At 44.3% G+C, this 26,995-nt stretch carries 28 protein-coding genes; 21 read left to right on the forward strand and 7 right to left on the reverse strand.

The genetic code is table 11. The annotated features are described in order from the left end of the window. Nucleotides 1–648 precede the first annotated feature (648 nt). The 3 genes from P2A85_RS25105 (at nt 649) to P2A85_RS25115 (ending at nt 3,116) form a co-directional block, all read left to right on the forward strand. The gene (locus tag P2A85_RS25105) at nt 649–1,575 is read left to right on the forward strand and encodes an energy-coupling factor ABC transporter permease (protein ID WP_377476068.1); all 927 of its coding nucleotides are present in this window, start codon (nt 649–651) and stop codon (nt 1,573–1,575) included. Further along, complete coding sequence (locus P2A85_RS25110) at nt 1,568–2,224, forward strand: energy-coupling factor transporter transmembrane component T family protein (protein WP_377476069.1); 657 nt, start codon at nt 1,568–1,570, stop codon at nt 2,222–2,224. Before P2A85_RS25105 ends, P2A85_RS25110 begins: the two co-directional genes overlap by 8 nt. A 157-nt stretch (nt 2,225–2,381) precedes the next feature. Beyond that, complete coding sequence (locus tag P2A85_RS25115; protein WP_377476070.1) at nt 2,382–3,116, forward strand: energy-coupling factor ABC transporter ATP-binding protein; 735 nt, start codon at nt 2,382–2,384, stop codon at nt 3,114–3,116. Between the two features lie 81 nt (nt 3,117–3,197). Here the strand turns inward: P2A85_RS25115 and P2A85_RS25120 are convergent, their stop codons facing one another. Then, nucleotides 3,198–3,554, reverse strand: a complete 357-nt coding sequence (locus tag P2A85_RS25120; protein WP_340517344.1) for a zinc ribbon domain-containing protein — start codon at nt 3,552–3,554, stop codon at nt 3,198–3,200. A 199-nt stretch (nt 3,555–3,753) separates the two neighbouring features. On the opposite strand from P2A85_RS25120, the gene P2A85_RS25125 reads away from it, so the two are divergent. Then, a complete protein-coding gene (locus P2A85_RS25125) occupies nt 3,754–4,080 on the forward strand; it encodes a phasin family protein (protein WP_340549796.1) in 327 nt (108 codons plus the stop codon). A gap of 222 nt (nt 4,081–4,302) precedes the next feature. Continuing rightward, nucleotides 4,303–4,899, forward strand: coding sequence for an FKBP-type peptidyl-prolyl cis-trans isomerase (locus tag P2A85_RS25130; protein ID WP_377476071.1), 597 nt, complete (start codon nt 4,303–4,305; stop codon nt 4,897–4,899). A 364-nt stretch (nt 4,900–5,263) separates the two neighbouring features. Here the strand turns inward: P2A85_RS25130 and dnaB are convergent, their stop codons facing one another. Further along, nucleotides 5,264–6,574, reverse strand: coding sequence for a replicative DNA helicase (gene dnaB, locus P2A85_RS25135; protein ID WP_377476072.1), 1,311 nt, complete (start codon nt 6,572–6,574; stop codon nt 5,264–5,266). A 17-nt stretch (nt 6,575–6,591) separates the two neighbouring features. On the opposite strand from dnaB, the gene P2A85_RS25140 reads away from it, so the two are divergent. Continuing rightward, a complete protein-coding gene (locus P2A85_RS25140) occupies nt 6,592–6,780 on the forward strand; it encodes a hypothetical protein (RefSeq protein ID WP_377476073.1) in 189 nt (62 codons plus the stop codon). Here the strand turns inward: P2A85_RS25140 and rplI are convergent. Both rplI and gloB read right to left on the reverse strand, forming a co-directional pair. Next, the gene (gene rplI / locus P2A85_RS25145; RefSeq protein ID WP_377476074.1) at nt 6,773–7,231 is read right to left on the reverse strand and encodes a 50S ribosomal protein L9; all 459 of its coding nucleotides are present in this window, start codon (nt 7,229–7,231) and stop codon (nt 6,773–6,775) included. The genes P2A85_RS25140 and rplI overlap by 8 nt on opposite strands. Before the next feature lie 97 nt (nt 7,232–7,328). Beyond that, nucleotides 7,329–8,102, reverse strand: a complete 774-nt coding sequence (gloB, locus tag P2A85_RS25150; RefSeq protein WP_377476075.1) for a hydroxyacylglutathione hydrolase — start codon at nt 8,100–8,102, stop codon at nt 7,329–7,331. A 124-nt stretch (nt 8,103–8,226) separates the two neighbouring features. Here gloB and P2A85_RS25155 point away from each other — a divergent pair, with 124 nt between their 5' ends. From P2A85_RS25155 to P2A85_RS25200, 10 genes are all read left to right on the forward strand, one after another. Then, nucleotides 8,227–8,430 carry a hypothetical protein gene (locus P2A85_RS25155; protein ID WP_341739160.1) on the forward strand — a complete coding sequence of 68 codons (204 nt, stop codon included), beginning with the start codon at nt 8,227–8,229 and terminating at the stop codon, nt 8,428–8,430. A 60-nt stretch (nt 8,431–8,490) separates the two neighbouring features. Next, nucleotides 8,491–9,489, forward strand: coding sequence for a UDP-glucose 4-epimerase GalE (gene galE / locus P2A85_RS25160; protein ID WP_377476077.1), 999 nt, complete (start codon nt 8,491–8,493; stop codon nt 9,487–9,489). A 194-nt stretch (nt 9,490–9,683) separates the two neighbouring features. Further along, nucleotides 9,684–10,607 carry a hypothetical protein gene (locus P2A85_RS25165; RefSeq protein WP_377476078.1) on the forward strand — a complete coding sequence of 308 codons (924 nt, stop codon included), beginning with the start codon at nt 9,684–9,686 and terminating at the stop codon, nt 10,605–10,607. A 135-nt stretch (nt 10,608–10,742) separates the two neighbouring features. Continuing rightward, on the forward strand, nt 10,743–11,579 hold the full coding sequence (locus P2A85_RS25170) for a hypothetical protein (protein WP_377476080.1): 837 nt from the start codon (nt 10,743–10,745) through the stop codon (nt 11,577–11,579). A 92-nt stretch (nt 11,580–11,671) separates the two neighbouring features. Then, on the forward strand, nt 11,672–12,484 hold the full coding sequence (locus P2A85_RS25175) for a class I SAM-dependent methyltransferase (RefSeq protein WP_377476081.1): 813 nt from the start codon (nt 11,672–11,674) through the stop codon (nt 12,482–12,484). Beyond that, nucleotides 12,481–13,638: a glycosyltransferase family 4 protein gene (locus tag P2A85_RS25180; protein ID WP_340517318.1), complete on the forward strand. Its 1,158-nt coding sequence runs from the start codon at nt 12,481–12,483 to the stop codon at nt 13,636–13,638. Before P2A85_RS25175 ends, P2A85_RS25180 begins: the two co-directional genes overlap by 4 nt. Before the next feature lie 86 nt (nt 13,639–13,724). After that, nucleotides 13,725–15,728: an ABC transporter ATP-binding protein gene (locus P2A85_RS25185; RefSeq protein ID WP_377476082.1), complete on the forward strand. Its 2,004-nt coding sequence runs from the start codon at nt 13,725–13,727 to the stop codon at nt 15,726–15,728. 76 nt (nt 15,729–15,804) lie between these two features. Beyond that, on the forward strand, nt 15,805–17,052 hold the full coding sequence (locus P2A85_RS25190; protein WP_377476083.1) for a glycosyltransferase family 4 protein: 1,248 nt from the start codon (nt 15,805–15,807) through the stop codon (nt 17,050–17,052). A 106-nt stretch (nt 17,053–17,158) separates the two neighbouring features. Continuing rightward, nucleotides 17,159–18,112 carry a glycosyltransferase family 10 domain-containing protein gene (locus P2A85_RS25195; RefSeq protein WP_377476084.1) on the forward strand — a complete coding sequence of 318 codons (954 nt, stop codon included), beginning with the start codon at nt 17,159–17,161 and terminating at the stop codon, nt 18,110–18,112. Between the two features lie 886 nt (nt 18,113–18,998). Beyond that, nucleotides 18,999–19,736, forward strand: coding sequence for a response regulator transcription factor (locus P2A85_RS25200; protein WP_340517458.1), 738 nt, complete (start codon nt 18,999–19,001; stop codon nt 19,734–19,736). Between the two features lie 147 nt (nt 19,737–19,883). On the opposite strand, the gene P2A85_RS25205 is transcribed toward P2A85_RS25200, so the two are convergent. The 3 genes from P2A85_RS25205 to P2A85_RS25215 form a co-directional block, all read right to left on the reverse strand. Next, complete coding sequence (locus tag P2A85_RS25205; RefSeq protein ID WP_340517308.1) at nt 19,884–20,735, reverse strand: Npun_R2479 family HD domain-containing metalloprotein; 852 nt, start codon at nt 20,733–20,735, stop codon at nt 19,884–19,886. Nucleotides 20,736–20,856: 121 nt separating this feature from the next. Then, nucleotides 20,857–21,210, reverse strand: coding sequence for a hypothetical protein (locus P2A85_RS25210; RefSeq protein ID WP_377476085.1), 354 nt, complete (start codon nt 21,208–21,210; stop codon nt 20,857–20,859). Next, a complete protein-coding gene (locus tag P2A85_RS25215) occupies nt 21,200–21,370 on the reverse strand; it encodes a hypothetical protein (protein ID WP_377476086.1) in 171 nt (56 codons plus the stop codon). Before P2A85_RS25215 ends, P2A85_RS25210 begins: the two co-directional genes overlap by 11 nt. Nucleotides 21,371–21,478: 108 nt before the next feature. Between P2A85_RS25215 and rpsL the strand changes: the two genes are divergently transcribed. The 5 genes from rpsL to rpsJ all read left to right on the forward strand — a co-directional run bounded on the left by rpsL (nt 21,479) and on the right by rpsJ (nt 26,766). Beyond that, nucleotides 21,479–21,862, forward strand: coding sequence for a 30S ribosomal protein S12 (gene rpsL / locus P2A85_RS25220; protein WP_340517302.1), 384 nt, complete (start codon nt 21,479–21,481; stop codon nt 21,860–21,862). Nucleotides 21,863–22,000: 138 nt separating this feature from the next. Continuing rightward, nucleotides 22,001–22,471 carry a 30S ribosomal protein S7 gene (gene rpsG, locus P2A85_RS25225; protein ID WP_006632196.1) on the forward strand — a complete coding sequence of 157 codons (471 nt, stop codon included), beginning with the start codon at nt 22,001–22,003 and terminating at the stop codon, nt 22,469–22,471. Between the two features lie 337 nt (nt 22,472–22,808). After that, nucleotides 22,809–24,881, forward strand: a complete 2,073-nt coding sequence (fusA, locus tag P2A85_RS25230) for an elongation factor G (RefSeq protein WP_377476087.1) — start codon at nt 22,809–22,811, stop codon at nt 24,879–24,881. A 100-nt stretch (nt 24,882–24,981) separates the two neighbouring features. Continuing rightward, nucleotides 24,982–26,211 carry an elongation factor Tu gene (gene tuf, locus P2A85_RS25235; RefSeq protein WP_377481705.1) on the forward strand — a complete coding sequence of 410 codons (1,230 nt, stop codon included), beginning with the start codon at nt 24,982–24,984 and terminating at the stop codon, nt 26,209–26,211. Nucleotides 26,212–26,457: 246 nt separating this feature from the next. After that, nucleotides 26,458–26,766, forward strand: coding sequence for a 30S ribosomal protein S10 (gene rpsJ, locus P2A85_RS25240; RefSeq protein ID WP_202798556.1), 309 nt, complete (start codon nt 26,458–26,460; stop codon nt 26,764–26,766). Nucleotides 26,767–26,995 lie beyond the last annotated feature (229 nt).

Genomic DNA, 26,995 nt, shown 5'->3' on the forward strand with positions numbered 1-26,995 from the left:
AGTTAGAGTCTTTTGAGAAAAAAACCTATATTACCAGAGCCGATCGCCCATTAGCCCGATCGACAACTGCTAAATTATTGCTCGCTTCAGACCTAGTACCCAGAATATTTGGCTTTTGAGGTCAGGAATAGCCCATAATCTTGCTTTAACTAGGTATTTAGCTATTTTGCTGCTTTTGTTAGTGCTAATAACTTAATGCTATCTATTATCAATAATTGAGCATAAAACTAATTAGGAGGTTTCAGTTTTTTCTTTATATTTTCTTAATATTTATGTCAGAGCTTCGACTAGGGGTAGATTTTGCTGTTGAGTCCGTAAAACAAGGGGAGATTGGAGATGGGAATAATTGACATCGCCGATCGCTCTTTTGGGAACTCGATCGCCTGAGAATCGCGGCTTATGGAAAAATAAGAGACCTGGTGATGGTCTTGTTTGAGCCCTTGCTCAGTTAATTCTTCAGAATTATTTAATTTGAAGGTAAAATCCTCCCTCGTCTGGCTGTAAAGCCCGAATCTATGGGAAATAGTCGATCGCCCACCGCCCATACCCAGAGCGATCGCCCCCAGAAATGCCCCTAGAGGGGGTTGTAAATTTTTGTAAAAAATAGTTGACTAAAGGGTTGAGAGTTCTCCCGTTTAGGATACATCGATGCACATACCTGATGGCTTTCTTTCACCGCCGGTAGCCATTGCCACCGGCATAGCAAGTGCAGCAGTAATCGCCGTTGCCCTGAATCGAACCCGCGAAAGTCTTGGACTGCGGCAAGCCCCAATCATGGGTTTAACTACTGCTTTCGTGTTTGCAGCCCAGATGATTAACTTTCCCGTAGCTGGTGGCACCAGCGGACACTTGTTGGGAGGTGCCCTAGCATCTGTGGTTTTGGGGAACCCTTGGGCGGCAACTCTGGCAATGAGTACGGTTTTTATCATTCAGAGTGTTTTATTTGCCGATGGGGGTATCACCGCCCTGGGAGCCAATATTTTTAATATGGGGCTAGTCGGAATTTGGGTAGGCTGGTGGCTGTTGCAGCCCTTGCAGCGACTGTTGGGAGGTTCCCGAAATCGTTTGCCGCTAGCAGCGGGGATTGCAGCCAGCCTCAGCGTTGTTGCAGCTTCGATTTGTTGCGCGATCGAACTGGCAATTTCTGGAACAGTATCACTTAATATCGCATTGCCAGCAATGGTAGGAGTTCATATTTTAATTGGGATTGGCGAAGGGGTAATTACAGCCAGTGTTTTAACTTATCTCGTCAAAGTACGGCCAGATTTGTTACCAGGAGAACAGCCACAATTGCAGAAATGGGTAGCACCAGTAATAGGGATTTTATTAATTAGTGGGGTACTGTCACTATTTGCTTCCAGTTGGCCTGACGGGTTAGAATCGGTAGCGGAAAAATACGGTTTTAAAGAGAAAGAAGCTGTGGCAATTGAAAATCCTACTCCCTTAGCAGATTACACAGTTAAAGGATTAGAAGAACAGCCTATCGGTACTAGCATTGCTGGACTTTTAGGCTCTGCTGTCAGTTTCGGCGCGGCCTTTGGGATTGTTCAGTTAATTAAACCGAAAGATGTCTAAACTATCGATACCTTTTCGACTGCGACTGTCTCTAACAATTGTGATTGGCCTTGGTTTTATGAAGACAGGGGCTTGGCTGTGGCTGGGCATTTATGGGGCGATCGCACTTTTTTGGTCTTTGTGGCTGAAAGCGCCTCTGCGAACCTTAGTCCAACTATTAGGAGCAGAATTAATTTTTCTCTCCTTATTAGTGCTACCCCAAGGTTGGGAACGTGCGAGTTTTCTGCTGGTACGTTCCCTGATTTGTCTGCTAATTATGAACAGTTTTCTGCTAACTTTGCCACCCCACAGTTTGGGAATAGCCCTGAAAGGATTGCCACTACCAGCCGGCTTACAAGAAATTGTGCTATTAGCAGGGCAATACTTAGAAATCTTGCTAGCGGAAGTCAACAGCATGAAAAGATCGGCCCAACTACGAGGCTTATCGGGTACGGCTGGATGGCTGCGCTACGCTAGTGCATCGATGATCGGATCTCTTTATTTGCGAAGTCTCGATCGCGCAGAAAGAGTTCATGCAGCCATGCTAATTCGTGGCTATCAAGGAACCTTACCAGCCGACTCAAAATCAACACCAAAAGAGCGACTATGGCTGACAGTAACAATTTTAACCGCCACTGGATTAACCCTAGCTTCTTATGGTAATTTGTAATTAGGAATCGAGAATAGGGAAGAGATTAATTCGTGCATCAATATTTTAACTTTGTACCCTTTGCCTTCTCCCTTCTCCCTTCTCCAATCCTCTCTCTGCGCCCTCTGCGCCCTCTGTGGTTAAAAACTCCTAATCTTAAAATTGAGGCAAATAAAAATTGACTAATCTCAAAGTGACACCAACCATCCAAGTAGAAAACTTAGTCTTTGGATATCCACAGCAAAAACCAGTATTGCAAGGAATTTCCTTCACCTTGCAACCGGGAGAAAGAGTTGCCCTACTAGGTTTAACCGGCGCTGGAAAAAGCACTTTGCTAGAAAATTTAATTGGCTTAAAAATGCCTCTATCTGGGGAGATTAGAGTGCAGGGAACAAAACTGGAAGAAGGTAATTTATCGAAAGTACGCCGACAGATTGGATTTTGCTTTCAAGATGCGAACGATCAGCTATTTATGCCAACTATTTTAGAGGATGTCATGTTCGGGCCACGCAATTATGGGGTATCAGCGGGACTGGCGCGCGATCGAGCTTTAGCCCTATTAGATGAATTTGGTTTGGTAGAATTTGCCCATCGTTCGGCCCACGAGCTTTCTGGGGGTCAAAGAAGGTTGGCGGCGCTAGCGGCAATTTTAGCATTAGAGCCGACAATTTTAATCTTAGATGAGCCGACAAATGGACTAGATCCGTCGTGGCGGAGGCATTTGGCTAAGGTTTTGTCCCAATTGGCGATCGAGGTTATTTTGATCGCTTCCCACGATTTGAACTGGATTGGGAAGACGACTCAAAGGGCGTTAATTTTGGCTGAGGGTCAGATTCGGGTCGATGAGCAAACTCAAGAATTGCTCAAAGATCGATCGACTCTCGAATATTACAATTTGCCGCCAGATTGGTAAAAGGTAATTGCGTGATTTTTGAGTGAGGATGAGAACCAGAAACCGGGGGGTTATGCTCGATCGCGTCTAGGACTGGAACATTTAAATTGAGAGAGCAATACTAATCACAATTAAAGCTAATAAAGCTAACCAAACTTGATGCCGCTGACACCAATTTTTGGCCGCTCTTTGCCAGCCACCGCTGATGTCAGGGGTCGCCTGGGGTACGATTGGTTGGGCCTTGTTGTGATAAAGGGTACACTCTTGGGCGAAGGGACGCTGGGGATAGTTGCAGGTGTCGTCTTCGTGGTATGTACAGGTGGTACATAAAAATTCTTGGGGTTTCGATCGATAAAGGGGGATACCGGGATGTCCGAAAGCTTTGAGAGGGGTTTTGCAGTGTCCACAGGTGATGGCTTGGGTGTCCACAGGTAGGTGACAGCGAGGGCAATCTGGCATTGACGTTGCTGGTGATGGGATAGGTTACAGGTAGGTACATTAGGGGGTTTTCCGCACGCCCATGGGTGGATTAGACTCGCCAGCAGGGGCTGGGATGCTCCAAAATAGAAAGGTAGGTCAGCGCTGATGTAACTTTAAGTTTACTTGGCAGGTGACTTGAGTCGATCGCATCTTTTGAGGCAAACAGTAGGAAAAATCTATGGATAACAATAACAACTTACTCAAACAACTGGTGATGTTGGGCATTGGTACTACCTCCCTGGTGGCTGAGAAATTGCAGGAAGTCAGCGAGCAATGGGTTAAAGATGGCAAAATCAATCCTGAGCAAGCTCAAACCTTTGTGGAGGACATGACGGAGCACCTTAAGTCCGAGCAGGGGAATTGGGAGACGCAGTTGCAGCGGCAAATGCGGAATATGCTGCAAGATATGGGTGTGCCACGACAGTCGGAAATGGATGAGTTGCGTGGTAGGCTCGATCGACTCGAACGTCAGGTGAGGGATTTAGAAAATCGTCACTGGCGTTGAGTTTGGTGCGGTGGGGCTGTTCCCTGCTATCCTGCGATAGGACGATCGCCCCAAGGTAGAATGCTCACAAAGGTAGAAAGTAGAATTAACAACTTTCTGCCTTCGGAATTCATACTTCCGACAGAAGTATGAGTTTGCATCCGCCGTCTTTTTCTAGCGAAAAGATTTTTGGGTTTAGAGCTGGTTTCGAGAAATAATTCTTGAATGTAAGGAGGATTAATTTTGCAAGGAGTTTTAGTCAGCTTGGGAGTAATGCTGGTTTGTGTTTTGTTTTTGATAGTCGCTCAATTTAGCGGTTCTGGGGAAAAAGCAATAGCCGCCGAAGTTAATAGTTCTTTACCCCAGACTGCGATTGAGATATTGTCAGAGCAGTCTTTAAATGAAAATAGTCTCCTAGTAGCTGATGCTACTTTACCGAATGTATCACCTACTAACGATGGGAATAATATGACTGAAAATACTGAGAAAACTGAGCAGATTGTCACCACAGATTCAGGTTTGAAATATGTTGAATTAAAAGAGGGTAACGGGGCGACTCCCAAAAATGGTCAGACGGTTGTGGTGCACTATACTGGCACTTTGGAGGATGGCACGAAATTTGATAGTTCGCGCGATCGCAATTCTCCTTTCCAGTTCAAAATTGGTGTCGGTCAAGTGATTAAGGGTTGGGATGAAGGTGTGGGTACAATGAAAGTTGGAGACCGACGCCAGTTGATTATTCCTCCCGATTTGGGTTACGGTGCTCGTGGTGCTGGTGGGGTGATTCCTCCCAATGCCACACTAATTTTTGATGTGGAATTGTTGAAGATTTCTGGTTAAGTAGCGGAATCTAATTAAACGTAAAACTTTTTTTTACGCTGTTGAGAAACCCGGTTTTTTTTAGTAACCGGGTTTCTTGAATTTAGAGCTTTTACCTAGGTTATGAACAGGGAAGATGCCTATTGCACAAAGAGTTTATATCAATTCCTATCTTCATCGGAATTATTCATTTCTCTCCGCTCTCTCTGTGTTCTCTGTGTTCTCTGTGGTTCAATCATGACCATGCAACGGTCAAGGATATTACAAACATGGATATAGCAATCCTAAATCATTTGTGAATTTCTTACTCCCTCCCCTTAATAAGGGGAGGGTTGGGGTGGGGTAAAAAACTTTACGACTCATTTAGGACTGCTATATGTTGCGATTAACTTCGTCTTGCTTGCAGATTTAAGAATTTTGTTACCTGACCATCGAATAATAATTTAATCACACCTGTAGGGCCGTTTCTGTGTTTGGTAATAATGACTTCTGCAATGCCGCGATCGGGGGTATCTGGATTATAATACTCATCACGGTACAACATAATTACTAAATCGGCGTCTTGTTCGATACTTCCACTTTCTCTCAAATCCGACATCATCGGCCGCTTATTTGTCCGCGCTTCTACACCTCGACTCAACTGAGATAAGGCAATAATTGGTACGCTGAGTTCGCGGGCTAAACCTTTGAGGCTTCTGGTAATTCGAGATAATTCTTGGACGCGATTGTCGCTGCTACCTTCCATTAATTGTAGATAATCTAGCAGGATTAATCCTAGGGTTCCGCCTTGTTCTGCTTGAAGGCGACGGGCTTTTGAGCGAATTTCTGTCACTGTAATATTCGGAGTGTCATCAATAAATAGTGGCAATTCTGAGAGGCGGCCAATAGCTGTACTGATGGGTTCCCATTCGTTTTGACTAATTCTGCCCGATCGCAATCGGTTACTTTCTATTCTAGCTTCACCGGACAAAATGCGCTGCACTAGCTGTTCTTTGGACATTTCTAGGCTAAAAATGGCAACCGGCAATTTTTGTGGCCCGGCGGCGATGTGGTGGGCGATGTTGGTACAAAAGGCTGTTTTGCCCATGGCCGGGCGCCCCGCAACGATGATTAAATCCGATCGCTGAAAGCCTCCTGTCATAGCATCTAAGTCATAAAAACCGCAGGGAATACCAGGAAGTGTGAGTCCTTCATTGCGGTTTTCGAGGTCTTGAAATGTCTGATTTAGGGTTTCGCCGATGGATACTAAATCTTGTTGGGGACGTTCTTGAGTTATGCTAAAAATTTGTTGTTCGGCGCGGTCTAAAACTGTTTCTAAAGGTGTCGCTGTCTCGTAACCTAATTGTACAATGTTGTTACCTGCTTCGATTAATTTCCGTCGCTGGTATTTGTCTTCTACTAAGACGGCATATTGGTCGATGTTGACAGCAGAAACGGTGCGATCGACTAATTGTGCTAGTTTGCTTTGTCCTCCTATTTGTTCTAACTGATTGCGATCGGCTAATCGAGTAGTAACTGTCATTAAATCCGTAGGCTGACCTTGAAAAAACAAGTCTAAAGCCGATCGATAAATGACTTGATGAGCGCTGATGGCAAAAAAATCAGGACGCAAAAGTTCAGCAATTCGGGAAATAGCTTCGGGGTCAATTAAAATCCCGCCCAGAATTGCTTCTTCTGCCTCTACATTTGTTGGCATCAAGTCGCTCATTAGTTATGGGGAATTGGGAATTGGGAATTGGGAATTGGGAATTGGGAATTGGGAATTGGGAATTGGGAATTGGGAATGGGGAATTGGGAATTGGCAATGGGTTATCCGTTACTAGCTTGGGGCTGCCAATGCCCAATGCCATCCCCCCTTGGGGGGGTTGTCCAATGCCCAATGCCCAATACCCAATTACATAGGAATAACTTGAATTTCAACTTCAGCGCTAACTTCTGCGTGTAATTTGATTTCAGCTTTATAAGTACCAGTTTCGCGAATTTCCGGCAGGGAGATGCCACGGCGATCGACTTCTTGACTGGTAGAGTTGAAAATCAGTTCTGCTACTTCTTGGTTGGTAACAGTACCAAAAATAGCGTTTCCTTCGCCGACTTGCTTGGAGATGATGAAGGGACCTGCTGCTTCCAAGGCTGTTTTACGGACTTCAGCTTGCTGCTTGAGCTCTAGCTGGCGGAGTCTTTCTGTTTCTCTGCGACGTTCTGCTTGCTTGAGAATGCCCGGAGTGGCGCGAAATCCCATGCCTTGGGGTACTAGGTAGTTGCGGGCGTAACCGGGGGCTACTTCTACGACGTCGCCAGCTTTACCGAGCTTGCTGACATCTTTATTTAAAACTAATTGGACGCGCTTGGCCATGATCTTTGCTAGTGGTTTTTAACTCGAACATTCTATAATACCGAAGTTTGAGTGGCGATCGCAACCAGGAAGGAAAAAGCAAACAGGACGCCCATACTCAAAATCGCTCTTTCATACCCCGCAAGCGGGCGAAGGTTTGCACCGAATCCTGGCTGTTGGTGGCTAATTGGAGACTAGGATGATCCCAGCGCAAGAATGGGTTGGTGCTTTTTTCTAGTGCGATCGATGATGGTATCGTGGCTTGATTACGACTGCGGGCGGCCTTGACTCCGGCGAAACGCTTCTGTAAATCTAGATTGTCACTATCTACAGTCAGGGCAAATTGCAGATTATTGAGGGTGTATTCGTGGGCGCACCAGACTCTAGTATTATCTGGCAGGTTTCGCAGTTGTTCCAGGGAAGCTACCATCTGACTGGGAGTACCTTCTTTGAGTCGGCCACAGCCTCCGCCAAATAGGGTGTCACCGCAGAACAATTCGCCGGTTTGGGCTGGATTGTTGGGCGGGAAATAGTAGGCGATGTGGGCTTTTGTGTGTCCGGGTAGAAATAAGATAGAGGCGGTTCTGTCTGCGAAAGAAACTCGATCGCCCCCTTGTAAAAAGATTTGCTGTCCCGGAATTCTGCCCCTGTCTTCTGCGCCACCGTAGACTTTAACTTGGGGGAAGCGATCGATCAGTTCCTGGTTGCCACCTATATGATCGTTGTGGTGGTGGGTAATCAAAATTTTGGTTAATTCGGCTCCCAGTGCTTGCAGTTGCTGCAAGACTGGGTGGGCTTGGGCTGGATCGATGACTGCTGCTAGATTGCGATCGCGATCGTGCAGCAAAAAAATGTAATTGTCCGACAGTACCGGAAGTCGATAAACTTGCATATAGCGTTTCTCCAATAAATTAGTTAGTCTTGGGCATAGGGCATCAGGCATCGGGCATCGGAATAGTTAATTTTTTCCTTCCTTCTTCCTTCTTCCTTCTTCCTTCTTCCTTGATAACAACAGTATGCGAACATCTCAGAACAAATCCAACTTAACACTCACTCAAATGGTCGATCGCATTTTAGCATCGGGCAAGATTGCCCGCCGGGAACATTTAATTCTAACTTCTGCCATCCTGTCCAACGAGAAAATTTCCGAAGACGAACGATATCAAATAAATCGAATATTTGATTACATTCAAATTGGTCGCCTCAAGTTTATTGATTGAACTTGTTGTAAATTCATCATATAATCAACACAGGTAGTAAAACAAAAAAGGGAGAAAAAAATGAGTGTAGACCAAGGAACTATTTTAGTGACCGGGGGAGCTGGATATATTGGTTCTCACGCCGTATTTGCACTAAAACGCGCAGGTTACAACGTGTTAGTTTTGGATAATTTAGTTTACGGTCATAGTGATTTAGTAGAGCAGGTATTAAAGGTTGAATTGGTGGTAGGAGATACCAACGATCGCGCCCTACTAGACAAAATATTTGCCACTCACAATATTGCTGCCGTCATGCACTTTTCTGCCTATGCTTATGTGGGCGAGTCCGTGACTGACCCAGCTAAATATTACCGTAACAATGTCATCGGTACTATTACTCTTTTAGAAGCCATGATAGCTGCTGGGGTGAAAAAAATTGTATTTTCTTCTACCTGCGCCACTTACGGAGTACCCCAGAAAATTCCCCTCACAGAAGACCACCCACAGCATCCGATCAACCCCTACGGTACTACTAAATTAATGGTAGAACAGATTTTATCAGATTTTGATACTGCTTACAATTTTAAGTCTGTTTGTTTCCGCTATTTTAATGCTGCCGGTGCCGATCCGAGTGGGTTGTTGGGAGAGGATCACAACCCAGAAACTCACCTGATTCCCCTAGTGTTGCTGACTGCTTTGGACAAGCGAGATTCTATTTCAATTTTTGGGACAGATTATGATACTCCTGACGGTACTTGCATTCGAGATTACATTCATGTTAACGATTTAGCATCTGCTCATCTTTTAGGATTAGAATATTTGTTAAATGGTGGAAAATCCGATGTCTTTAATTTAGGCAACGGCGGCGGTTTTTCTGTAAAAGAGGTGATAGAAACGGCGATGGAAGTGACGGGAAAAGAGATTAAGACTGTTGAGTGCGATCGACGTCCGGGAGACCCTCCTGCTTTAGTGGGTAGCAGTGAGAAAGCCATTAAAACACTAGGTTGGTCTCCTGAATATCCACATATTAAGGATATTATATCCCATGCTTGGGAATGGCACAAAAAACGCCACTCCTAGGCAAGCATTACTTAAATAATCGGGGAAAAAATCTCTCCAACTCCCCCTTTTTTTTACCCTTGGGGAACGGCGATTTCATTCTCAGGGATTGGGGCATCCCCTACCAGAGAATGATGATTTTGTAGGCGTAGTAGATGGTGCGTGCCTACCCTCCCCATCTACTACAAGCGAGATTTATCATGGGTTTCAGTAGTATGCTAATCATATCTGCTAAATCGGGACAACTTGGGAACAGACTGCTACTTTTTGCTAATTTCATCGCTATGGCGATCGAGCATAATTTAACAGTCATCAATCCGGCTTTTGAGGAATATGCAGATTTTTTTGTGGGTACAGCCAGCGATTTTTTGTGTTGTTATCCTCCTCCATATTTTACCTTACCAGGCAACAAATTCATCCGAAATAAATATTATAAGTTAATTAAGTATTTAAATAATAAAAAAATATGGAAAACGCAAGAAATAACTAGAGAAAAACCTTTTAACTGGGTGAACGATCGGGGTTCAGACACACTCAAGTACACTTCTACTATTTGTTTTCAAGGCTGGCTATTTCGAGATGGCTGGTTTGTAGAAGATTTGCCACAATTACAAAAGTACGCTGACCCAATTAGAGCCTACTTTGCACCCTTACAGCCATATAAAATTAATGTAGATAGTTTGATATTGAATGTAAAAAATAACGCGGATATAATCATCGGAGTTCATATTCGTCAAGGCGATTACGAACAACACCAAAAAGGGAGATACTTTTACAAAACTGAGCAATATTTAGAAGTCATGACTTCAGTAGTAAAACTATTTGCAACTAAGCAAATAAAATTTTTGATTTGCTCTAATCTTCACCAAGAACCTAGTTTATTTGATAATTTTAACTGCGTTTTTGCCAAGGGTCATTTCATCGAAGATATGTATGCTTTGGCAGAGTGTGACTATATTGTCGGGCCACCTAGCAGTTATACTATGTGGGCTTCGTTTTACGGCGAAAAACCTCTTTACATGATGAGAGATATCAGTCAAACAATTAATTTGAAGGATTTTGTGCATTTTTATGAATGGCAAGGACTTTTTAATTATCGAGATAACTGGAGCGAGAGTTTTTGGGAGTGGACGCACTGAGGTAAGCTGCTACCCATCTCCAGTCCCTGTTAATTCTAGAAAGCGGTAACGAGAGGGCAAGATCCAGAAAAATATATACTATTTTTATAAGGGTATAAGTTTATAATTAACATACCATAGTCCTTAAATAAATCAATGACTTCAAAAAAATTAGAAGCTAAGGGTTTTATCACTATTTTAACTGGTTTGTATTCTTTTCAAGATTGCATTCATTGTCTGGCCTCTGTCAGGAAGTTTCACCCCGAACCAATTATTGTTTTAATAGATAAAGTCCCAAGATTTTTATATCCCTTACTTCAGGTGTTTGGAAATGTGAGATTGCAGCCAGCACCGCCGAACGAAAATCCTGTTTTAGCTTCGCGGCAAGCTAAACTGAGCTTATATCAAGTATCTCCTTTTGAGAAAACTATTTATCTGGACTCCGATATTTGTTTGTTGTCGCCAATAGATGAAGTTTTTGACTATCTTGATGAGGTGGAGTTGTTGGTGACAGAAGATGTACAGCCGGCGATCGCCAAAGCTGCTAATTTATTAAGAGTCAAGCAACCTATTCTCTCAACTCTGCAATCAGTAGGATTACCGCTCAACGAAAATAGCATTCAATATAATGGAGGCTTTATCGCCTTTACCAACAGCAGTAAAAATCAGGAATTATTCAATTATTTTAAGAAATATTTCGATTTGGTTATTGCCCATCAAGATGTGCTACTCTTAAAAGACCAAGGCGCTTTTGCTGCTGCTATTGCCTCTGTCAAACCGAAAATGAAAACCTTGTCGCCTGTTTACAATTACTTAGACAAATGGAAAGAAGTTTATAGGATTGACGAGCCGATCAAGGTAATGCACTGTACTTATCCTTACCGCCCGCAGTACGCGAAGAATGTGACGAGAACGCTATTTACTAGAATAGTCGATCGCGCTGCTAAAATATTTTTACCAAATCAACTTAACAATCCCTGGCGCTTAAAATAGACTTTCTTTAACTCTGCGGCCTCTGCGCCCTCTGCGGTTCATTAAAAAAAAACATCATTCACAACAAATGAAATAGGATAGCTCTAGCTGCTGTGCAACATTATACTCAAGAATTCTACAAATACTTGCAAAAAACATCCCAAGAATCAGCCAGAGAAATTATTCCGATTATTTGGGAATTTGTACAGCCACAGCGAGTAATTGATGTCGGTTGTGGGACAGGAACTTGGTTGTCAGCATTCACAGAATTCGGCGTTGAAGATATTTTGGGCATAGATGGTGATTGGGTTGACCCAAAAATGCTGGAAATTCCGGCTGACAAATTTTTAACCTTAGATTTAAGTCAGCCTTTACCTATTGAGCAAAAATTTGATTTAGTTGTTTCCTTAGAAGTAGCAGAACACATACCCCCGGAGTGCGCCCAGATATTTGTAAACTCTTTAGCGAAGTTAGGTCCAGTAATTTTGTTCTCGGCCGCAGTACCATTTCAAGGAGGAACAAACCACATCAACGAACAGTGGCCGGAATATTGGGCGAAACTATTTCAAGCACAAGGATATGTAGCCATTGACTGCGTGAGAAACAAAATATGGCAAAACGATCGCGTCCGATGGTACTATGCCCAAAACATACTGATATTTGCCAAACGGGAATATTTAACAACTAATCCCATGTTACAAAAAGAGGCAGATAGAACTAACTTTTTACAACTTGCCTTAATTCATCCATACCTTTATTTGCGAACAGCTTCAGAAGCAACTAAATTAAGACAAGAAGTCAAAGATGCTCTAGGATTAACAGACCCAAGAATTTCGGTAAAGAAAGTATTTTTTGCTTTGCTAACCTTGACAAAATCTCGGTTAAGTGGCAAAATAAAACAACTTTTTTTAAAAAATACCAAGTGAAAGTTTCGTTAGTCGCGAGCGATTTGTCAGGAGGGGGTGCAATTCGTGCTTTTCTGTTAGCTCAAGTTCTGATTGAGCTTAACTGTGATGTAGAAATTGTCGGATTTATGTTTGGTAAGGAATTATATGCAATTCCTCCTCATGGCATCCCGGTATATGCGATACCGGGGAGCAAATATCCGGGTTTTTTGATGAACGCTCAAAAACTTTTGAAAAAAATAGATGGGGATATTATTTATGCAGTCAAACCTAAACCTAGCAGCTTTGGTTTATCATTGCTCAAAAAACTGGAGACTCACCGCCCTATAATTTTAGATATAGACGACTGGGAACTGAGCTGGTTCGGCGGAGACGAATGGAAATATCGCCCTGATTTCAAACAACTTTACCGAGATATTGTAAAAAAAAATGGTCAATTGAGAGAACCAGATCATCCGCTGTATATTAAGTGGATGGAAAGTTTAGTTTCCCGTGCGGATGCTGTCACTGTGGATACGGAGTTTTTAAAACAACGTTTTGGTGGTGTATATTTGCCTAATGGCAAGGATACTGAAATGTTCGATCCCGCTAAATACCATCCTGAATTAAGCAGACAGCGTTACGGGTTGTCCGGGTATAAAATTTTAATGTTTCCGGGTGCACCAAGACCTCATAAAGGCGTTGAGGATGTTTTGATGGCCCTCGAACAGCTAAATGAGCCAGATTTAAGATTAGCGATCGTGGGCGGAAGTCCTTATGATGATTATGACGATCGACTTATGCAACAATGGGGGCGTTGGATTATTAAACTGCCAAAATTTCCAGTGGAAAGGATGCCTGAAGTTGTAGCGGCGGCTCATATTGTCGTTGTTCCTCAGCGAGAGACTTTGACAGCGGTGGCTCAGTTTCCGCTCAAGTTGACAGATGGGATGGCAATGGCTAAGCCTGTGTTGTCTACACGAGTGGGGGATATTCCTGAAATTTTAGGTGGCACGGGTTATTTAGTAGAGCCTAATTCTCCCGCTCAAATTTCCCAGAAAATTCAATGGATATTTCAAAATTTGACAGAAGCAAATCTGCAAGGAATGAAAGCTAGGGAAAGATGCGTAGAAAAATATAGCATTAAGACAATGGCCCCGGTCCTTTCAGATATAATTGCAGGTATATCGAGGTAATTTTTTAGTGACTGAATGGAGGAAGATACACTGGCTGTAATTCAAAAAGATTTTGAAATGTCGTACTATTTAGCTGGAAATGCTTCATGTCTGCAAATAAGCTACTCCTAAAATTTGCCAGACGATATCCAGGCAGGATTTTTTTGACTGTGTTCCTGGGATTCTCTGGGGCTTTATTCAATGGTATCAGCACTACTCTGATTGTACCAGTGCTTTTGAATTTTTTGCAGGAAGCTGTCGAGTTGCGGGGGGCCCCACCTTTAATTAAAATTTTGATGTATCCCTTTGAAGGAATGCCTCAAAATCAGCGTTTGGTGTTAATGACCGCCGCGATAGTTCTGACAATTATGTTGAAAAATATTGCGAGTTACGCTAATACTTTAGTAGCTACTTCTCTGACGCGAGCTTTGACTTTTGATTTGCGAGAGGCTGGATTGCGATTGTTATTAGAAGTAGACTTGGATTATTACTCAAAAACTAAAGTAGGCGATTTAATTAATAGATTGGGCGGAGAAGTAGGTCGAACTGCTAATGCAATTGGCACGGCTATCGGGGTGTTTACTACCTCAATTACTGTTTTGGTGTTTGTGGGTTTGCTGCTTTCAATATCTTGGAAAATGACGCTGACATCTACGATTTTGTTGGGGCTGGTTGCTTGGACAAATCAGTATATTATTAACCGTTCTAAACATTTTGGTATGATGTTATCGGAAATGTCTAAAGATTATTCAGTGGGGATATTGGAAACTATCACTGGGATTAGACTTGTCAAGTCAACGGGGAACGAAGAAAAAGAGTACGAGCGGATTAAAAAATTAATTCATAGGCGAGAACAAGCGGATTTTTCAGCTCAGATAAACTATGCAGCGATCGCTCCTATCAACGAAGTTGTGAATTTGCTGGTTATTATTTTAATTATATTTATAGGTAGGACAATATTTGTCAATGAAATAGAGTCTATTTCTACGGTTCTACTAACATATTTGTTGGTGCTTTTTAGACTAATACCTCTGATTTCTCAATTAAATAGTGGTCGCAGTCAATTTGCTAATACATCGGCTAGTGTAGAGGTTGTTAATAAATTTTTAAGATGTGATGACAAGCCATTTATGCGGAATGGGTTAGTGCCATATACTCATTTGCGATCGGGAATTCATTTTAATAAAATATCTTTTAGTTATCCAAATTATAAAAACTTAGTTCTGCAAGGAATAGATTTATTTCTACCTCACGGTACTACTTTGGCTTTAGTAGGAAGTTCAGGTTCTGGTAAATCAACTTTAGCAGATTTACTACCGAGATTTTACGATCCTACCGAAGGTTGTATCTCGATCGATGGCGTGGATCTGCGCGACTTTGATGTCAAAAGCTTGAGAAAAGCTATGGGAATTGTTAGTCAAGATACGTTCTTGTTTAATGCGTCAGTACGCGACAATATTGCTTATGCTAGGCAAGAAGCAACAGAAGCAGAAATTGTGGAGGCAGCGAAGGGAGCAAATGCTTACGAGTTTATCAAACAGTTGCCGGAGGGGTTGGATACTCAAATTGGCGATCGGGGTGTGATCCTATCGGGAGGGCAGCGTCAGAGAATTTCCATTGCTAGAGCTTTGCTGCAAAACCCAGAAATTTTAATTTTAGATGAAGCAACGAGCTCCCTGGATACAGTGGCGGAAAGGTACGTACAAGAGGCGATCGAGAAATTGAGTTACGATCGCACCACGTTAGTCATTGCCCACCGCCTCTCCACAGTCCAAAAAGCCCATAAAATCGCTGTGATCGATCGGGGACAAGTAGTAGAAATTGGTTCTCACAAAGACTTGTTAGCAAAAGGAGGATACTACACTCGCTTACATTCTATGCAATTTGCCGAAGAAACTGCTCGCGACGAAGCTTTAATTAGAGGTTCTTACGAAATTCGCACTCGTCTAACTCCCATGATAGCTTATCTAAAATTGCTACTAGATGAAATGGTAGATTCTCCCGAAGAAAGGGATGAATTAATCAGAGAATCCTTTCAATCCGCTTCTAATATTTTTGAGACTTTAGAATTTATTGAAAATACAATCAGGCGTCAGGCTGTTCAAAAGTAGTCAGTTGGCAGTTGGCAGTTGGCAGTTGGCAGTAGTCAACAATTACCCATGCCCAATGCCCAATGCCCAATGCCCAATGCCCAATTCCCAATTCCCAATTCCCAATTCCCAATTCCCAATTCCCATGTCTCAATATTATGTATTCTTCACCCGCAATATATTGCCACAACCGAATGTAGCTAGCTTAGTTCAAGTTGCACACTCGGCGAATGCCGCAGCAAATCTCGGTTTACCCGCAGTATTAGTATATCTCCGTAAAGGATGGACTGCTCTTAATCCAGTAGATTTACTCCATCCTTTTCAACCTAGAAAACCCGATGAAAAACTTGCCAAAATCTACAACATTCAAGAAAACTTAAAAGTAGCAGATTTACCCATGCCGTGGCCAATCGACCTTTGGGACAACAAGTGGACGAGTTCGAGTACAATAGTATCAAAATACTACCTACCAATGCACCTGCGGAAATCAACTCAAATTGTCCACAGTCGCGACTGGAACTTTGTCAAAGCAGCAATAAAACATGGAATTCCCGCTATCTACGAACAGCATCATCACGAAAACAAGAAGTTTGAACCAGAAATTGTCTGCAATCCTCTGTTTCAAATTGCTGTAACTGTTGCCGATACAGTGCGAGATAGCATGATGCAAAATGGAATGCCGCCAGAAAAAGTAATTATGCTGCACAATGGTTTCAATCATTTATTTTTCGCCCGACAAACGGCGGCCTCCCAGAATTGGCGACAGCAGCTATTAACAGATGAAAGAGAGCATTTAGCAGTTTATGCAGGGGGACTTTACCCGTTTAAAGGTGTGGATATGTTAGTGGATGTGGCGAAGGAATTGCCGGGAGTTCAATTTGCGATCGCCGGTGGTACCGAATCCCAAGTAACAGCCTACCAAAAATTAGCCAAATCCCAGCAAGTTAACAACATAAAATTTCTCGGCTACCTCCCACAGCATCAACTTGCTAGCTTGCTACAAGCCGCTGATGTTTTAACTCACCCTCACTGTTGGACAGAAGCTGCGACATTTACATCTCCTTTAAAATTCTTTGATTATATGGCATCGGGAACTCCAATTGTGGCGACAGAGATTCCATCTTTGCGGGAGTTTAAATCGGGAAACATCGCTGCGACTTGGTGCGAACCCGATAACCCCTATCAATTTGCACAAAGCATTCAAAGTAGTTTAATAAAATATCCCTGGAAGGTAGAAGGTTATGCAGAAACTATGGATTTTGTCAAGCAATTTTCCTGGGAAAATCGGATTGAGAAAATTTTGAGTTATGTAGACGAGCAAGTGCGATCGCAACTACTTACATAATTTAAAATAGGTTCCTAGTAAATAAAGACTTTAGCCATTCTTCTGAGAGGAGTTCAGTCCTCACTACAAACCTATGATGGTTCGTATTAACCACATAATATTAAAAATGAACCCAAAAATCATCGGCACAATCACCACCTACCCCGCCATGAGCCAAAGCGACTGGCTGTGGCAACAAACCCCGGAAAACTTCGGAAAATGGGGAAACATTCAAATGCTAGCAAATCACCCAGAACCAGACTTTTTACTCATGTATCAATTCGACTTTCCCCAAGCGCCGAAAAAGCGATCGTGGCTGGACAAAATTCGCCATCCTACCCCTCCAAATTCCGAAAATCAACAACTTCTAGAAAAATTGCGCGGAGTCCCCAAAGAACGCATTATTTACCTAATTCGCGAGCCACCATTACCAGAAGTCATTGAAATTACAAAAGCCAACTACGAACAAGCAAAACTTTACTGCGGTTACATTTCCGGGCCAGACGACTTCGCACCAAACCCAAATTATATGCCCGCAATTTGGTATCACAGCAACTCATTTCGAGAACTCGATCAAATGCCTCCACCCGCTAAAACTAAACCCTGTTCTTGGATTACTTCAGGTGTTAGCCGTAGTGCCAATCACCGCCAGCGATTAGAGTTTATCAAATTGCTGCAAGCACAAGAATTAAATTTTGACCTTTACGGTCGAAACCTGCCCAATTGGGCGGGCGGTAAGGGCATTGTGAACAATAAATGGCACGCCGTTGCACCCTACTATTACAACTTAGCTATTGAAAATTATGCAGCAAATGATTGGTATGTGAGCGAGAAGCTTTGGGATGCTTTGTTAGCTTGGTGTTTGCCGATTTATTACGGCGGTGCCGCGGCCGATAAATTGTTGCCAGCGGGGAGTTTTCTGCGGCTTCCCAGTCTGGATGAGACAGGAGTAGAATTTATCAGAGAGGTAATGGCAACCCCCGATTATTGGCATGAAGCGATCGAAAAAATTGCGGAAGCCCGACAAATAATTCTCCACGAATTGAACCTGCTCAATTGGTTGGCTAATTTTACATCCTAGGAGATTGGCGGGGAAGCATCTTGTCAGCACTTACGCATGGGGGGTCAAAAACCCCTGGTGATTGCCCTTCGACTACGTTTATCCTGAGCGTAGTCGAAGGGCTCAGGATAAACGTAGTCGAAACCCTGCGTGAATATTTGTCGAAAAAAAGGACTAATTTGACACTCCCCGGTCTGAAGACACGGGGATTCTTAAGGACAAACTTTGAGGGATGAATCCACCCAAACTTCGATTCTTAAAGGGTAAGTCAGATACCCGCTACCCATTCGCTCATTGCTGAGTCTATGGCTACTTTGGTGCCTAACGGCTTGCAACTGTCGGGTTTTTCACCAACTAGGTTTCAACAACTTTATCAAACCCAAATCGGTTTGTCAAAATGGGGCAGGCAGGATAAATCCTGCAACGCCCTTTCATCCCTGGACTAAAGTCGCAGGGTTTTCAGGGTATTTCTTATAAAATCCTCTCTTCATCGTCCTGTATTAAACTCTCTCTTCTCTTGCTTCGCGTACTTCGCGCCTTCGCGGTTAAATCATTCCGATACAACCGGAATTGATATAATTTGGCATCCCATCGAGGGGGAGTCGGAGCTAAAATTTGTCATCGAATGAGGGTCAGAGTCGGTGACACCGCCCAGAGATGCTGCTAAAGTTGAGGATGGGAGCAGGCAAAAAATCAACCCCAGGCAAGATTTTTCGGGAAGGGGCTTTCTGATACACACCCTTAGCACTTATAATTACTACAAGAATATTTACATACTTCAACAGGTTCTCAAAGAACCTTACTATCCTTAATGAAGCTTAAAATTAGTAAATTGTTCGTTAAAGTTACCTGGAACCCCCAGAAGGCTGTAGGCTGCCCCGTCTGGTTAGCGGTGAGATAAATAATGATGCCTCGGATACTTGTTATTGACGATGACGCGGCGATCGCGGAACTCGTAGCCATTAACCTCGAAATGGCTGGGTACGAAGTAACCCACGCAGAAGACGGCATCAAAGGTCAGGCCCTAGCCATACAACTGCTGCCAGACTTGATCGTCCTAGACCTGATGTTGCCTAGAGTAGACGGATTCACAGTCTGTCAGCGTTTGCGGCGAGACGATCGCACCGCCGACATTCCCGTCTTGATGTTGACCGCCTTAAGTCAAACTCAAGACAAAGTAGAAGGCTTCAACTCCGGTGCCGACGACTACCTCACCAAGCCCTTTGAACTAGAAGAAATGCTAGCGCGAGTGCGAGCTCTACTGAGGCGCACAGACCGCATTCCCCAAGCAGCCAAACACTCCGAAATCCTGAATTACGGACCACTGACCCTTGTACCAGAAAGGTTTGAAGCTGTTTGGTATACTCAGATTGTCAAATTGACCCACCTAGAGTTCGAGTTACTACACTGCTTGCTTCAGCGCCACGGTCAGACAGTCTCTCCCAGCGAAATTCTTAAAGAAGTCTGGGGTTATGACCCCGACGACGACATCGAAACCATTCGCGTACACATCAGACACCTGAGAACCAAGATGGAACCCGATCCCCGCCATCCTCGGTACATCAAAACCGTATACGGAGCAGGCTATTGTCTGGAATTACCCAGCAACGAGCAAGTAGCGGAGGAAAGCAAATCATCTGCTTGAGTTAGTGCGCCACAAGCCACAACCAATGACAAATCTAGCTAAAAAAGCCTGAGAACACTTGCTTGCTCTCAGGCTTTTGATTTCTAATAGATCCAAAAAATCCTGTTTCGAGATTTAAATTTATCAATATATAAAAACAATTCCCCATCAAGCAACCTCAGTATCGCAGCGTTGATGTTCCATCCGAAATACATTCGCGTACAAACTAGCAACAATCTGTTTACCTTCCTGGGTTAACTGTAAATAACCCAGAGATTCGCTGATGTGCGGATAAATACCGCTCCAGTAAAACTTCGAGTAGCTTTGGAGCAAGTCCCCCGGATGTCGGTAGCCCAAAACCTTAGTATCACCGCTTTCTTCCAATTCGTAAAACAGCGCGCCGATTTTTTGTAAATATTGTGGGTTGCTCAGTTGACCGATCAAGTTCGCACCGCGAACTAAACTCGAATAATTAACTACATTTTGATTAGCGTTGCTCTCAAGCACCGAAAAACGAGTTTCCTCGATGTTTTGCTTGATGGCTTCAGCATTAATTAGCTTGTGATTCCCGAAGCGTTCGTCAATGAAGAGTTTAGCTCTATCAACTCGGTAAGGTGCTAGGCTGGCTGCGGTTGCACCGGGAGGAAGGGCAATTTTTATGCCATTTTTTCCTGTAGCGTACAATCCTTCTGCTTGTTGGTCCAGTCGGCAAACTCCTTTGACATATCCAATATCTTGACACAACAACGAAATGATGAAGTGAAGCCAATCTTCGCAGGATACTCCTCCTTTGCGAATGTGTTTTCCCCGCAAGATTTCTTGACCGACGAGGGTGACACAAATTGCGTGTTCTACATTATGATAAAGAGCGTCGCTGTTGGCAATGTTTTCTAATGCCATTGCTCCCACCCAAGAAATTATATCCGCATAATCTGATTTATACCCTCCGTAAGTGCGGCTATAGCCATTTTCAAGGTGTTGAATGAAAGCCTCAATTAGTAGTTCAGTAGAATTAAACATACCCGTCCTTTTATCCTAGTATCGCCTACGCTATTATCATTTTTAACTGTTTGTCGGTCTATGTTGAATCCCTCGCGAATTCATTGAAACTGAACTTAAAAATTACCAATTTTCTATAAAGTTAGTCCATCACCGACAGCCATCCCCGGCGTACGGCGTAAAGTAGTCTGCTGATGATTTTTTGGTCGTCTGAGCTTCGGGAAGTTTGAGAATTAATTGCGGATTGAATCTCTTGTAACTGATTTTTTTCAATGGTTCCAGATTTCCAAATGTTTAAGTAGAGTTCGGAAATTGTATATTCGGGAATAAAAGTTTTGGTTCTCATGGCGGGTCTAGTTGAATTTATATTGTTTATTATTGGGGTATTTTCTATAATCTTATGTGATATGGATCGACCCGTAGCTGTGATGCGATCGCCAGAGTCAAGTTTAGGCCCGTCTCCCAAAGGCTTCAAGACATCAAGGCTATTTTTCACTAAACCAGGTTTCTGCCTCCGGGACTGAGATTGCCTTGGCCACTGCATTGCTTAAGCTGGCTAAAAACTCCCGGAAATAAGTTCCAGCCGTGGCTGGCGATCGAAAAAATATTGCCAAAAAGAGTTGAGTCGTGTACAATACAGAGTCTGGTATCCTCATTCATCCATAATTTTCCCCAAAATCCCATCTCCGCATAGGGGAAGGGACTTTCAGTGCGGATGCCACAAAATCACTCTATTCAGCAAAAAGCTAGAAATGCCGTAACTCATGCCCACTATTCAGCAACTCATTCGTTCAGCACGAGAAGAAACGCAGAAAAAAACCAAATCGCCAGCTCTCAAAAGTTGCCCCCAGCGCCGCGGAGTTTGCACCAGAGTGTACACAACCACCCCGAAAAAACCTAACTCGGCGCTGCGAAAGGTGGCGCGGGTGCGGCTTACCTCTGGTTTTGAAGTCACAGCCTATATCCCCGGTATTGGTCACAACTTGCAAGAACACTCGGTAGTAATGATCCGTGGCGGTAGGGTAAAAGATTTGCCTGGAGTTAGATACCACATCATTCGCGGTACATTAGACACCGCAGGGGTCAAAGACCGCAAACAAGGTCGTTCCAAATACGGGGCCAAACGTCCTAAAGCAGCGAAGAAATAAAACGTAACTTGCATCTTTGAGGGGTTAGAGAGCCAAAATAAACCCTCGATCGCCCGTTGATAGCTAATTAATAGTCGATCGATAGCTCACAAAAACCCCAAACTCCATCATTCAAAATCAAAAATCCCAAATAGAACTATGTCTCGCCGCACAGTTATTCAAAAACGTCCAGTCCCCCCCGATCCAACCTACAACAGCCGGTTGGTGAGCATGATGGTGAGGCGGATTATGCAGCACGGTAAAAAATCCGTTGCCTCCAGCATCGTCTACGACGCCCTCAAAACCATCCAAGAACGCACAGGAGCCGAACCGTTAGACTTGTTTGAAAAAGCAGTCAAAAACGCTACACCCCTAGTGGAAGTCAAAGCCCGCCGCGTAGGTGGAGCCACCTACCAAGTGCCGATGGAAGTCCGTTCCGATCGCGGAACAACCCTCGCCCTCCGCTGGCTGATCAGATTTGCCAGAGCCAGAACCGGCCGCTCCATGGCCGCCAAGCTCGCCAACGAACTGATGGATGCAGCCAATGAAACAGGTAGCGCCATTCGCAAGCGCGAAGAAACCCACCGTATGGCAGAAGCCAACAAGGCCTTCGCCCACTACCGCTACTAATAATCGCCAAATCTGGTAAGTTCAATTGGACGATTTTGTGGTATGAGAGCATTGGGTGAGAGATTGGAAAATGTAAATTTTTAGTATTGAGATTGCTTCACCAAGGCCTAGGCTGCGAGGCAAGAAGCAAACTCAACACTGGAAAAAACCCAATTCAAAACTCTCTTAATCCTCCATGTCACATACTTAATATTTTTGTAAACAAATCTTGCAAAAAATATTAAAATGTAACAATAAGCTCCATTAACTTATGTTGTCAGTCCGTCGCGACTACAAAATAGGGATTCTGTGTAGTATAATTGTATTATAACAGCAGAGAATACTCAAGGAGGTAGCTGTGGCACGTACCGTCCCGCTAGAAAAAACCCGCAACATCGGCATCGCAGCCCACATTGATGCGGGCAAAACAACAACAACTGAAAGAATTCTGTTCTATTCAGGCATGGTTCACAAAATGGGTGAAGTGCATGAAGGAACAGCAGTTACCGACTGGATGGAGCAAGAGCGGGAGCGGGGAATTACGATTACTGCCGCCGCTATCACCACCAGTTGGAAAGATTACAAAATCAACATCATAGACACTCCCGGACACGTAGACTTCACGATCGAAGTAGAACGGTCCATGCGAGTGCTAGATGGAGTGATCGCAGTATTCTGCTCGGTAGGCGGAGTTCAGCCACAATCGGAAACAGTTTGGCGACAAGCCGATAGGTACCACGTACCACGGATTGTGTTCCTCAACAAAATGGATCGGATGGGCGCTAACTTTTATAAAGTTTACGGTCAAATTCGCGATCGCATGAGAGCGAACGCCGTACCAATCCAAATCCCGATCGGCAGCGAAGAAAACTTCCGGGGAATAGTAGACCTAGTGCACATGAAAGCCTACATCTACAACAACGACACCGGCACCGATATCGAAGAAGTAGAAATCCCCGAAGAAGTCAAAGATCTAGCCTCTGAATACCGCACCAAACTGATCGAATCAGTAGCAGAAACCAGCGACGCCCTCACCGAGAAGTACCTCGAAGGCGTAGAACTAACCCAAGACGAAATCCAGTCGGCCCTGCGCCACGGGACGATCGTTGGCAGCATCGTTCCCATGCTGTGCGGTTCTGCTTTCAAAAACAAAGGCGTTCAGTTGTTGTTGGACGCAGTGATCGAGTATCTGCCGTCGCCCTTGGAAGTTCCCCCAATTCAAGGACACCTAGCCAACGGCGACATCGCAGAGCGACACGCCGACGACGATGCTCCCCTGTCAGCCCTGGCATTCAAAATCATGTCAGACCCCTACGGCCGCCTCACCTTTGTGCGGGTATACTCCGGTATCCTCAAAAAAGGTACTTACGTCCTCAACTCCACCAAAGACAAAAAAGAGCGGGTTTCTCGCCTCATTGTTCTGAAAGCGGACGATCGGATTGAAGTAGACGAACTCCGCGCCGGAGACTTAGGAGCAGCCTTGGGCTTGAAAGACACCTTCACCGGTGACACCCTCTGCGACGAAACAGCACCAGTAATCCTGGAATCCCTGTTTATTCCAGAGCCAGTCATCTCGGTGGCGGTGGAACCCAAAACCAAACAAGACATGGAGAAGCTCTCCAAAGCCCTCCAGTCCCTATCCGAAGAAGACCCCACCTTCAGAGTCAACGTTGACCCAGAAACCAACCAGACAGTCATCGCCGGCATGGGCGAACTGCACTTGGAAATTTTGGTAGACAGGATGCTGCGCGAATTCAAAGTAGAAGCCAACGTCGGTAAACCGCAAGTAGCCTACCGCGAAACCATTCGCAAAGCAGTCCGTGCCGAAGGTAAATTTATCCGCCAAAGCGGCGGTAAAGGTCAGTACGGTCACGTCGTGATCGAACTAGAACCCGCAGAAGAGGGAACCGGCTTTGAATTTGTCTCCAAAATTGTCGGTGGCACTGTACCGAAAGAGTACATCGGCCCGGCAGGACAAGGGATGAAAGAAGCCTGCGAATCAGGTATTCTAGCAGGATATCCGATGATTGACCTCAGAGCTACTATGGTAGATGGGTCTTTCCACGACGTAGACTCCTCAGAAATGGCATTTAAGATCGCCGGCTCAATGGCGATCAAAGAAGCCGTGATGAAGGCAACGCCTGTGCTGCTAGAGCCTATGATGAAGGTAGAGGTCGAAGTTCCCGAAGATTACATCGGGAATGTCATCGGCGACCTCAACTCCCGTCGGGGTCAGATTGAGGGTCAAGAGACGGATCAGGGAATTGCCAAAGTTTCTGTAAAAGTTCCACTAGCAGAAATGTTTGGTTACGCCACTGACATCCGCTCGAAAACCCAAGGTCGAGGCATCTTCACAATGGAATTCAGCCATTACGAAGAAGTGCCGCGAAATGTGGCTGAAGCCATTATCGCTAAGAACAAAGGGAACTAATGATTGGAGATTTGAGGTTTTGGATTTTGGATTGAATCCAAAATCTCCAATCTCAAATCTCAAGTCTAAAATCGCTAAAAAAACAAGGAACAAATCGAGAATGGCACGCGCAAAATTTGAACGGACTAAACCCCACGTAAACATCGGTACGATCGGTCACGTTGACCACGGCAAAACAACCTTAACCGCCGCGATTACCATGACCCTTTCGGCCCTGGGTCAGGCCAAGGGTAAGAAATACGACGAAATCGATGCCGCGCCTGAAGAAAAAGCACGCGGTATTACGATTAATACCGCTCACGTAGAATACGAAACCACAGATAGGCACTATGCCCACGTTGATTGCCCCGGACACGCTGACTATGTGAAAAACATGATCACCGGTGCTGCTCAAATGGACGGCGGCATCCTGGTAGTGTCTGCGGCAGACGGCCCCATGCCTCAAACTCGCGAACACATCCTGTTAGCTAAGCAAGTTGGCGTTCCTAGCTTGGTAGTGTTCTTGAACAAAGAAGACATGGTAGATGACGCAGAACTTTTGGAATTGGTGGAACTGGAAGTTCGCGAACTTCTAAGCTCCTACGATTTTCCTGGCGATGATATCCCCATCGTCACTGGTTCGGGACTCAAAGCTCTCGAAGCCATGATTGCAAATCCCAAGTCTGTCAAGGGCGACGATCCCTGGATTGACAAGATTTATGCACTGATGGAAGCAGTGGATAGTTACATCCCCACCCCCGAACGTGAAATTGATAAGCCATTCTTGATGGCAGTAGAAGACGTATTCTCCATTACTGGTCGGGGTACTGTCGCCACTGGCCGGATTGAACGTGGTAAGGTCAAAGTAGGTGAAAACGTCGAAATCGTAGGTCTCAAGGACACTCGCAACACTACCGTGACTGGTGTGGAAATGTTCACCAAGTCTTTGGAGGAAGGCTTGGCTGGGGACAACGTGGGCTTACTGTTGCGGGGGATTTTGAAGGCAGATATCGAACGGGGCATGGTGATTGCCAAGCCAAAGAGCATCTTGCCTCACACTCAGTTTGAATCAGAAGTCTACATCCTGAAGAAGGAAGAAGGTGGTCGTCACACGCCCTTTTTCTCTGGCTACCGCCCTCAGTTCTACGTTCGTACAACTGATGTAACTGGTACGATCATGCAGTTCACCGCTGATGACGGCTCCGAAGCAGAAATGGTGATGCCTGGTGACCGGATCAAGATGACTGTGGAGCTGATTCACCCGATCGCGATCGAACAAGGAATGCGCTTTGCTATCCGTGAAGGCGGACGCACCGTCGGCGCAGGCGTTGTTTCCAAAATCCTCAAGTAGGAATACGCTCATAGTCAGTAGTCATTAGTCAGTAGTCAGTAGTCAGTAGTTAGTAGTTAGTAGTTAGTGGTCAGTTGTCCTTAGTTTATATTAGTAGTTACCTAATGACTAATGACTACTGACTAATAACTAACGACTAATAACTAATGACTAATGACTAATGACTAATAACTAATGACTAATAACTAATGACTAATGACTAAAAAAAACTGAACCTAGAAAATTAAAGAAACCAAAATGGCAGCTATCCAACAACAAAAAATTCGCATTCGCCTCAAAGCTTTTGATCGACGCATTCTAGACGCATCTTGCGAAAAGATTGTAGATACAGCAAATCGGACAGCAGCCACTGCGATCGGTCCGATTCCCCTACCTACAAAACGGCGGATTTATTGCTTGCTGCGATCGCCCCACGTAGACAAAGATTCTCGCGAACACTTTGAAACCCGCACCCACCGCCGCATCATCGACATTCACCAGCCTTCTGCTAAAACAATTGATGCTTTGATGAAGCTGGATTTGCCAGCCGGCGTAGATATCGAAGTCAAGCTGTAGATTGACAGTTTGAGAAATCACAAAAGAAGGAACAAGGGAAAAATACTTGTTCCTTCTTTTTCAATTTTGGACGCAAGGATAGTCAGAAACTGGGTTTTTTTACGAAAATTCTGAGTTATGACTCGGCGGTTGAAACCGCGTCTATACAAACAAAATCGGCCTGCGCCGATTGAAGAATAAAGGGGTTTGGAAACCCGGATTTGGTATTAGGTAAAAAACCCGGTTTCTT

It is taken from the genome of Microcoleus anatoxicus (assembly GCF_042465725.1).
Taxonomy (GTDB): domain Bacteria; phylum Cyanobacteriota; class Cyanobacteriia; order Cyanobacteriales; family Microcoleaceae; genus Microcoleus; species Microcoleus anatoxicus.

Bases quoted from the DNA above. Each gene is read 5' to 3' on its own strand.
- P2A85_RS25105 (WP_377476068.1), top strand. From the start codon at position 649: ATGCACATACCTGATGGCTTTCTTTCACCGCCGGTAGCCATTGCCACC.
- P2A85_RS25215 (WP_377476086.1), bottom strand. From the start codon at position 21,370: ATGAGGATACCAGACTCTGTATTGTACACGACTCAACTCTTTTTGGCA.
- P2A85_RS25140 (WP_377476073.1), top strand. From the start codon at position 6,592: ATGGGGAATTGGGAATTGGGAATTGGGAATTGGGAATTGGGAATTGGG.
- P2A85_RS25190 (WP_377476083.1), top strand. From the start codon at position 15,805: ATGCCCAATTCCCAATTCCCAATTCCCAATTCCCAATTCCCAATTCCC.
- P2A85_RS25120 (WP_340517344.1), bottom strand. From the start codon at position 3,554: ATGCCAGATTGCCCTCGCTGTCACCTACCTGTGGACACCCAAGCCATC.
- P2A85_RS25205 (WP_340517308.1), bottom strand. From the start codon at position 20,735: ATGTTTAATTCTACTGAACTACTAATTGAGGCTTTCATTCAACACCTT.
- P2A85_RS25165 (WP_377476078.1), top strand. From the start codon at position 9,684: ATGCTAATCATATCTGCTAAATCGGGACAACTTGGGAACAGACTGCTA.
- rpsL (WP_340517302.1), top strand. From the start codon at position 21,479: ATGCCCACTATTCAGCAACTCATTCGTTCAGCACGAGAAGAAACGCAG.
- galE (WP_377476077.1), top strand. From the start codon at position 8,491: ATGAGTGTAGACCAAGGAACTATTTTAGTGACCGGGGGAGCTGGATAT.
- gloB (WP_377476075.1), bottom strand. From the start codon at position 8,102: ATGCAAGTTTATCGACTTCCGGTACTGTCGGACAATTACATTTTTTTG.
- P2A85_RS25170 (WP_377476080.1), top strand. From the start codon at position 10,743: ATGACTTCAAAAAAATTAGAAGCTAAGGGTTTTATCACTATTTTAACT.
- P2A85_RS25200 (WP_340517458.1), top strand. From the start codon at position 18,999: ATGCCTCGGATACTTGTTATTGACGATGACGCGGCGATCGCGGAACTC.
- P2A85_RS25185 (WP_377476082.1), top strand. From the start codon at position 13,725: ATGTCTGCAAATAAGCTACTCCTAAAATTTGCCAGACGATATCCAGGC.
- P2A85_RS25125 (WP_340549796.1), top strand. From the start codon at position 3,754: ATGGATAACAATAACAACTTACTCAAACAACTGGTGATGTTGGGCATT.
- tuf (WP_377481705.1), top strand. From the start codon at position 24,982: ATGGCACGCGCAAAATTTGAACGGACTAAACCCCACGTAAACATCGGT.
- rplI (WP_377476074.1), bottom strand. From the start codon at position 7,231: ATGGCCAAGCGCGTCCAATTAGTTTTAAATAAAGATGTCAGCAAGCTC.
- P2A85_RS25110 (WP_377476069.1), top strand. From the start codon at position 1,568: ATGTCTAAACTATCGATACCTTTTCGACTGCGACTGTCTCTAACAATT.
- rpsG (WP_006632196.1), top strand. From the start codon at position 22,001: ATGTCTCGCCGCACAGTTATTCAAAAACGTCCAGTCCCCCCCGATCCA.
- P2A85_RS25155 (WP_341739160.1), top strand. From the start codon at position 8,227: ATGCGAACATCTCAGAACAAATCCAACTTAACACTCACTCAAATGGTC.
- dnaB (WP_377476072.1), bottom strand. From the start codon at position 6,574: ATGCCAACAAATGTAGAGGCAGAAGAAGCAATTCTGGGCGGGATTTTA.
- P2A85_RS25195 (WP_377476084.1), top strand. From the start codon at position 17,159: ATGAACCCAAAAATCATCGGCACAATCACCACCTACCCCGCCATGAGC.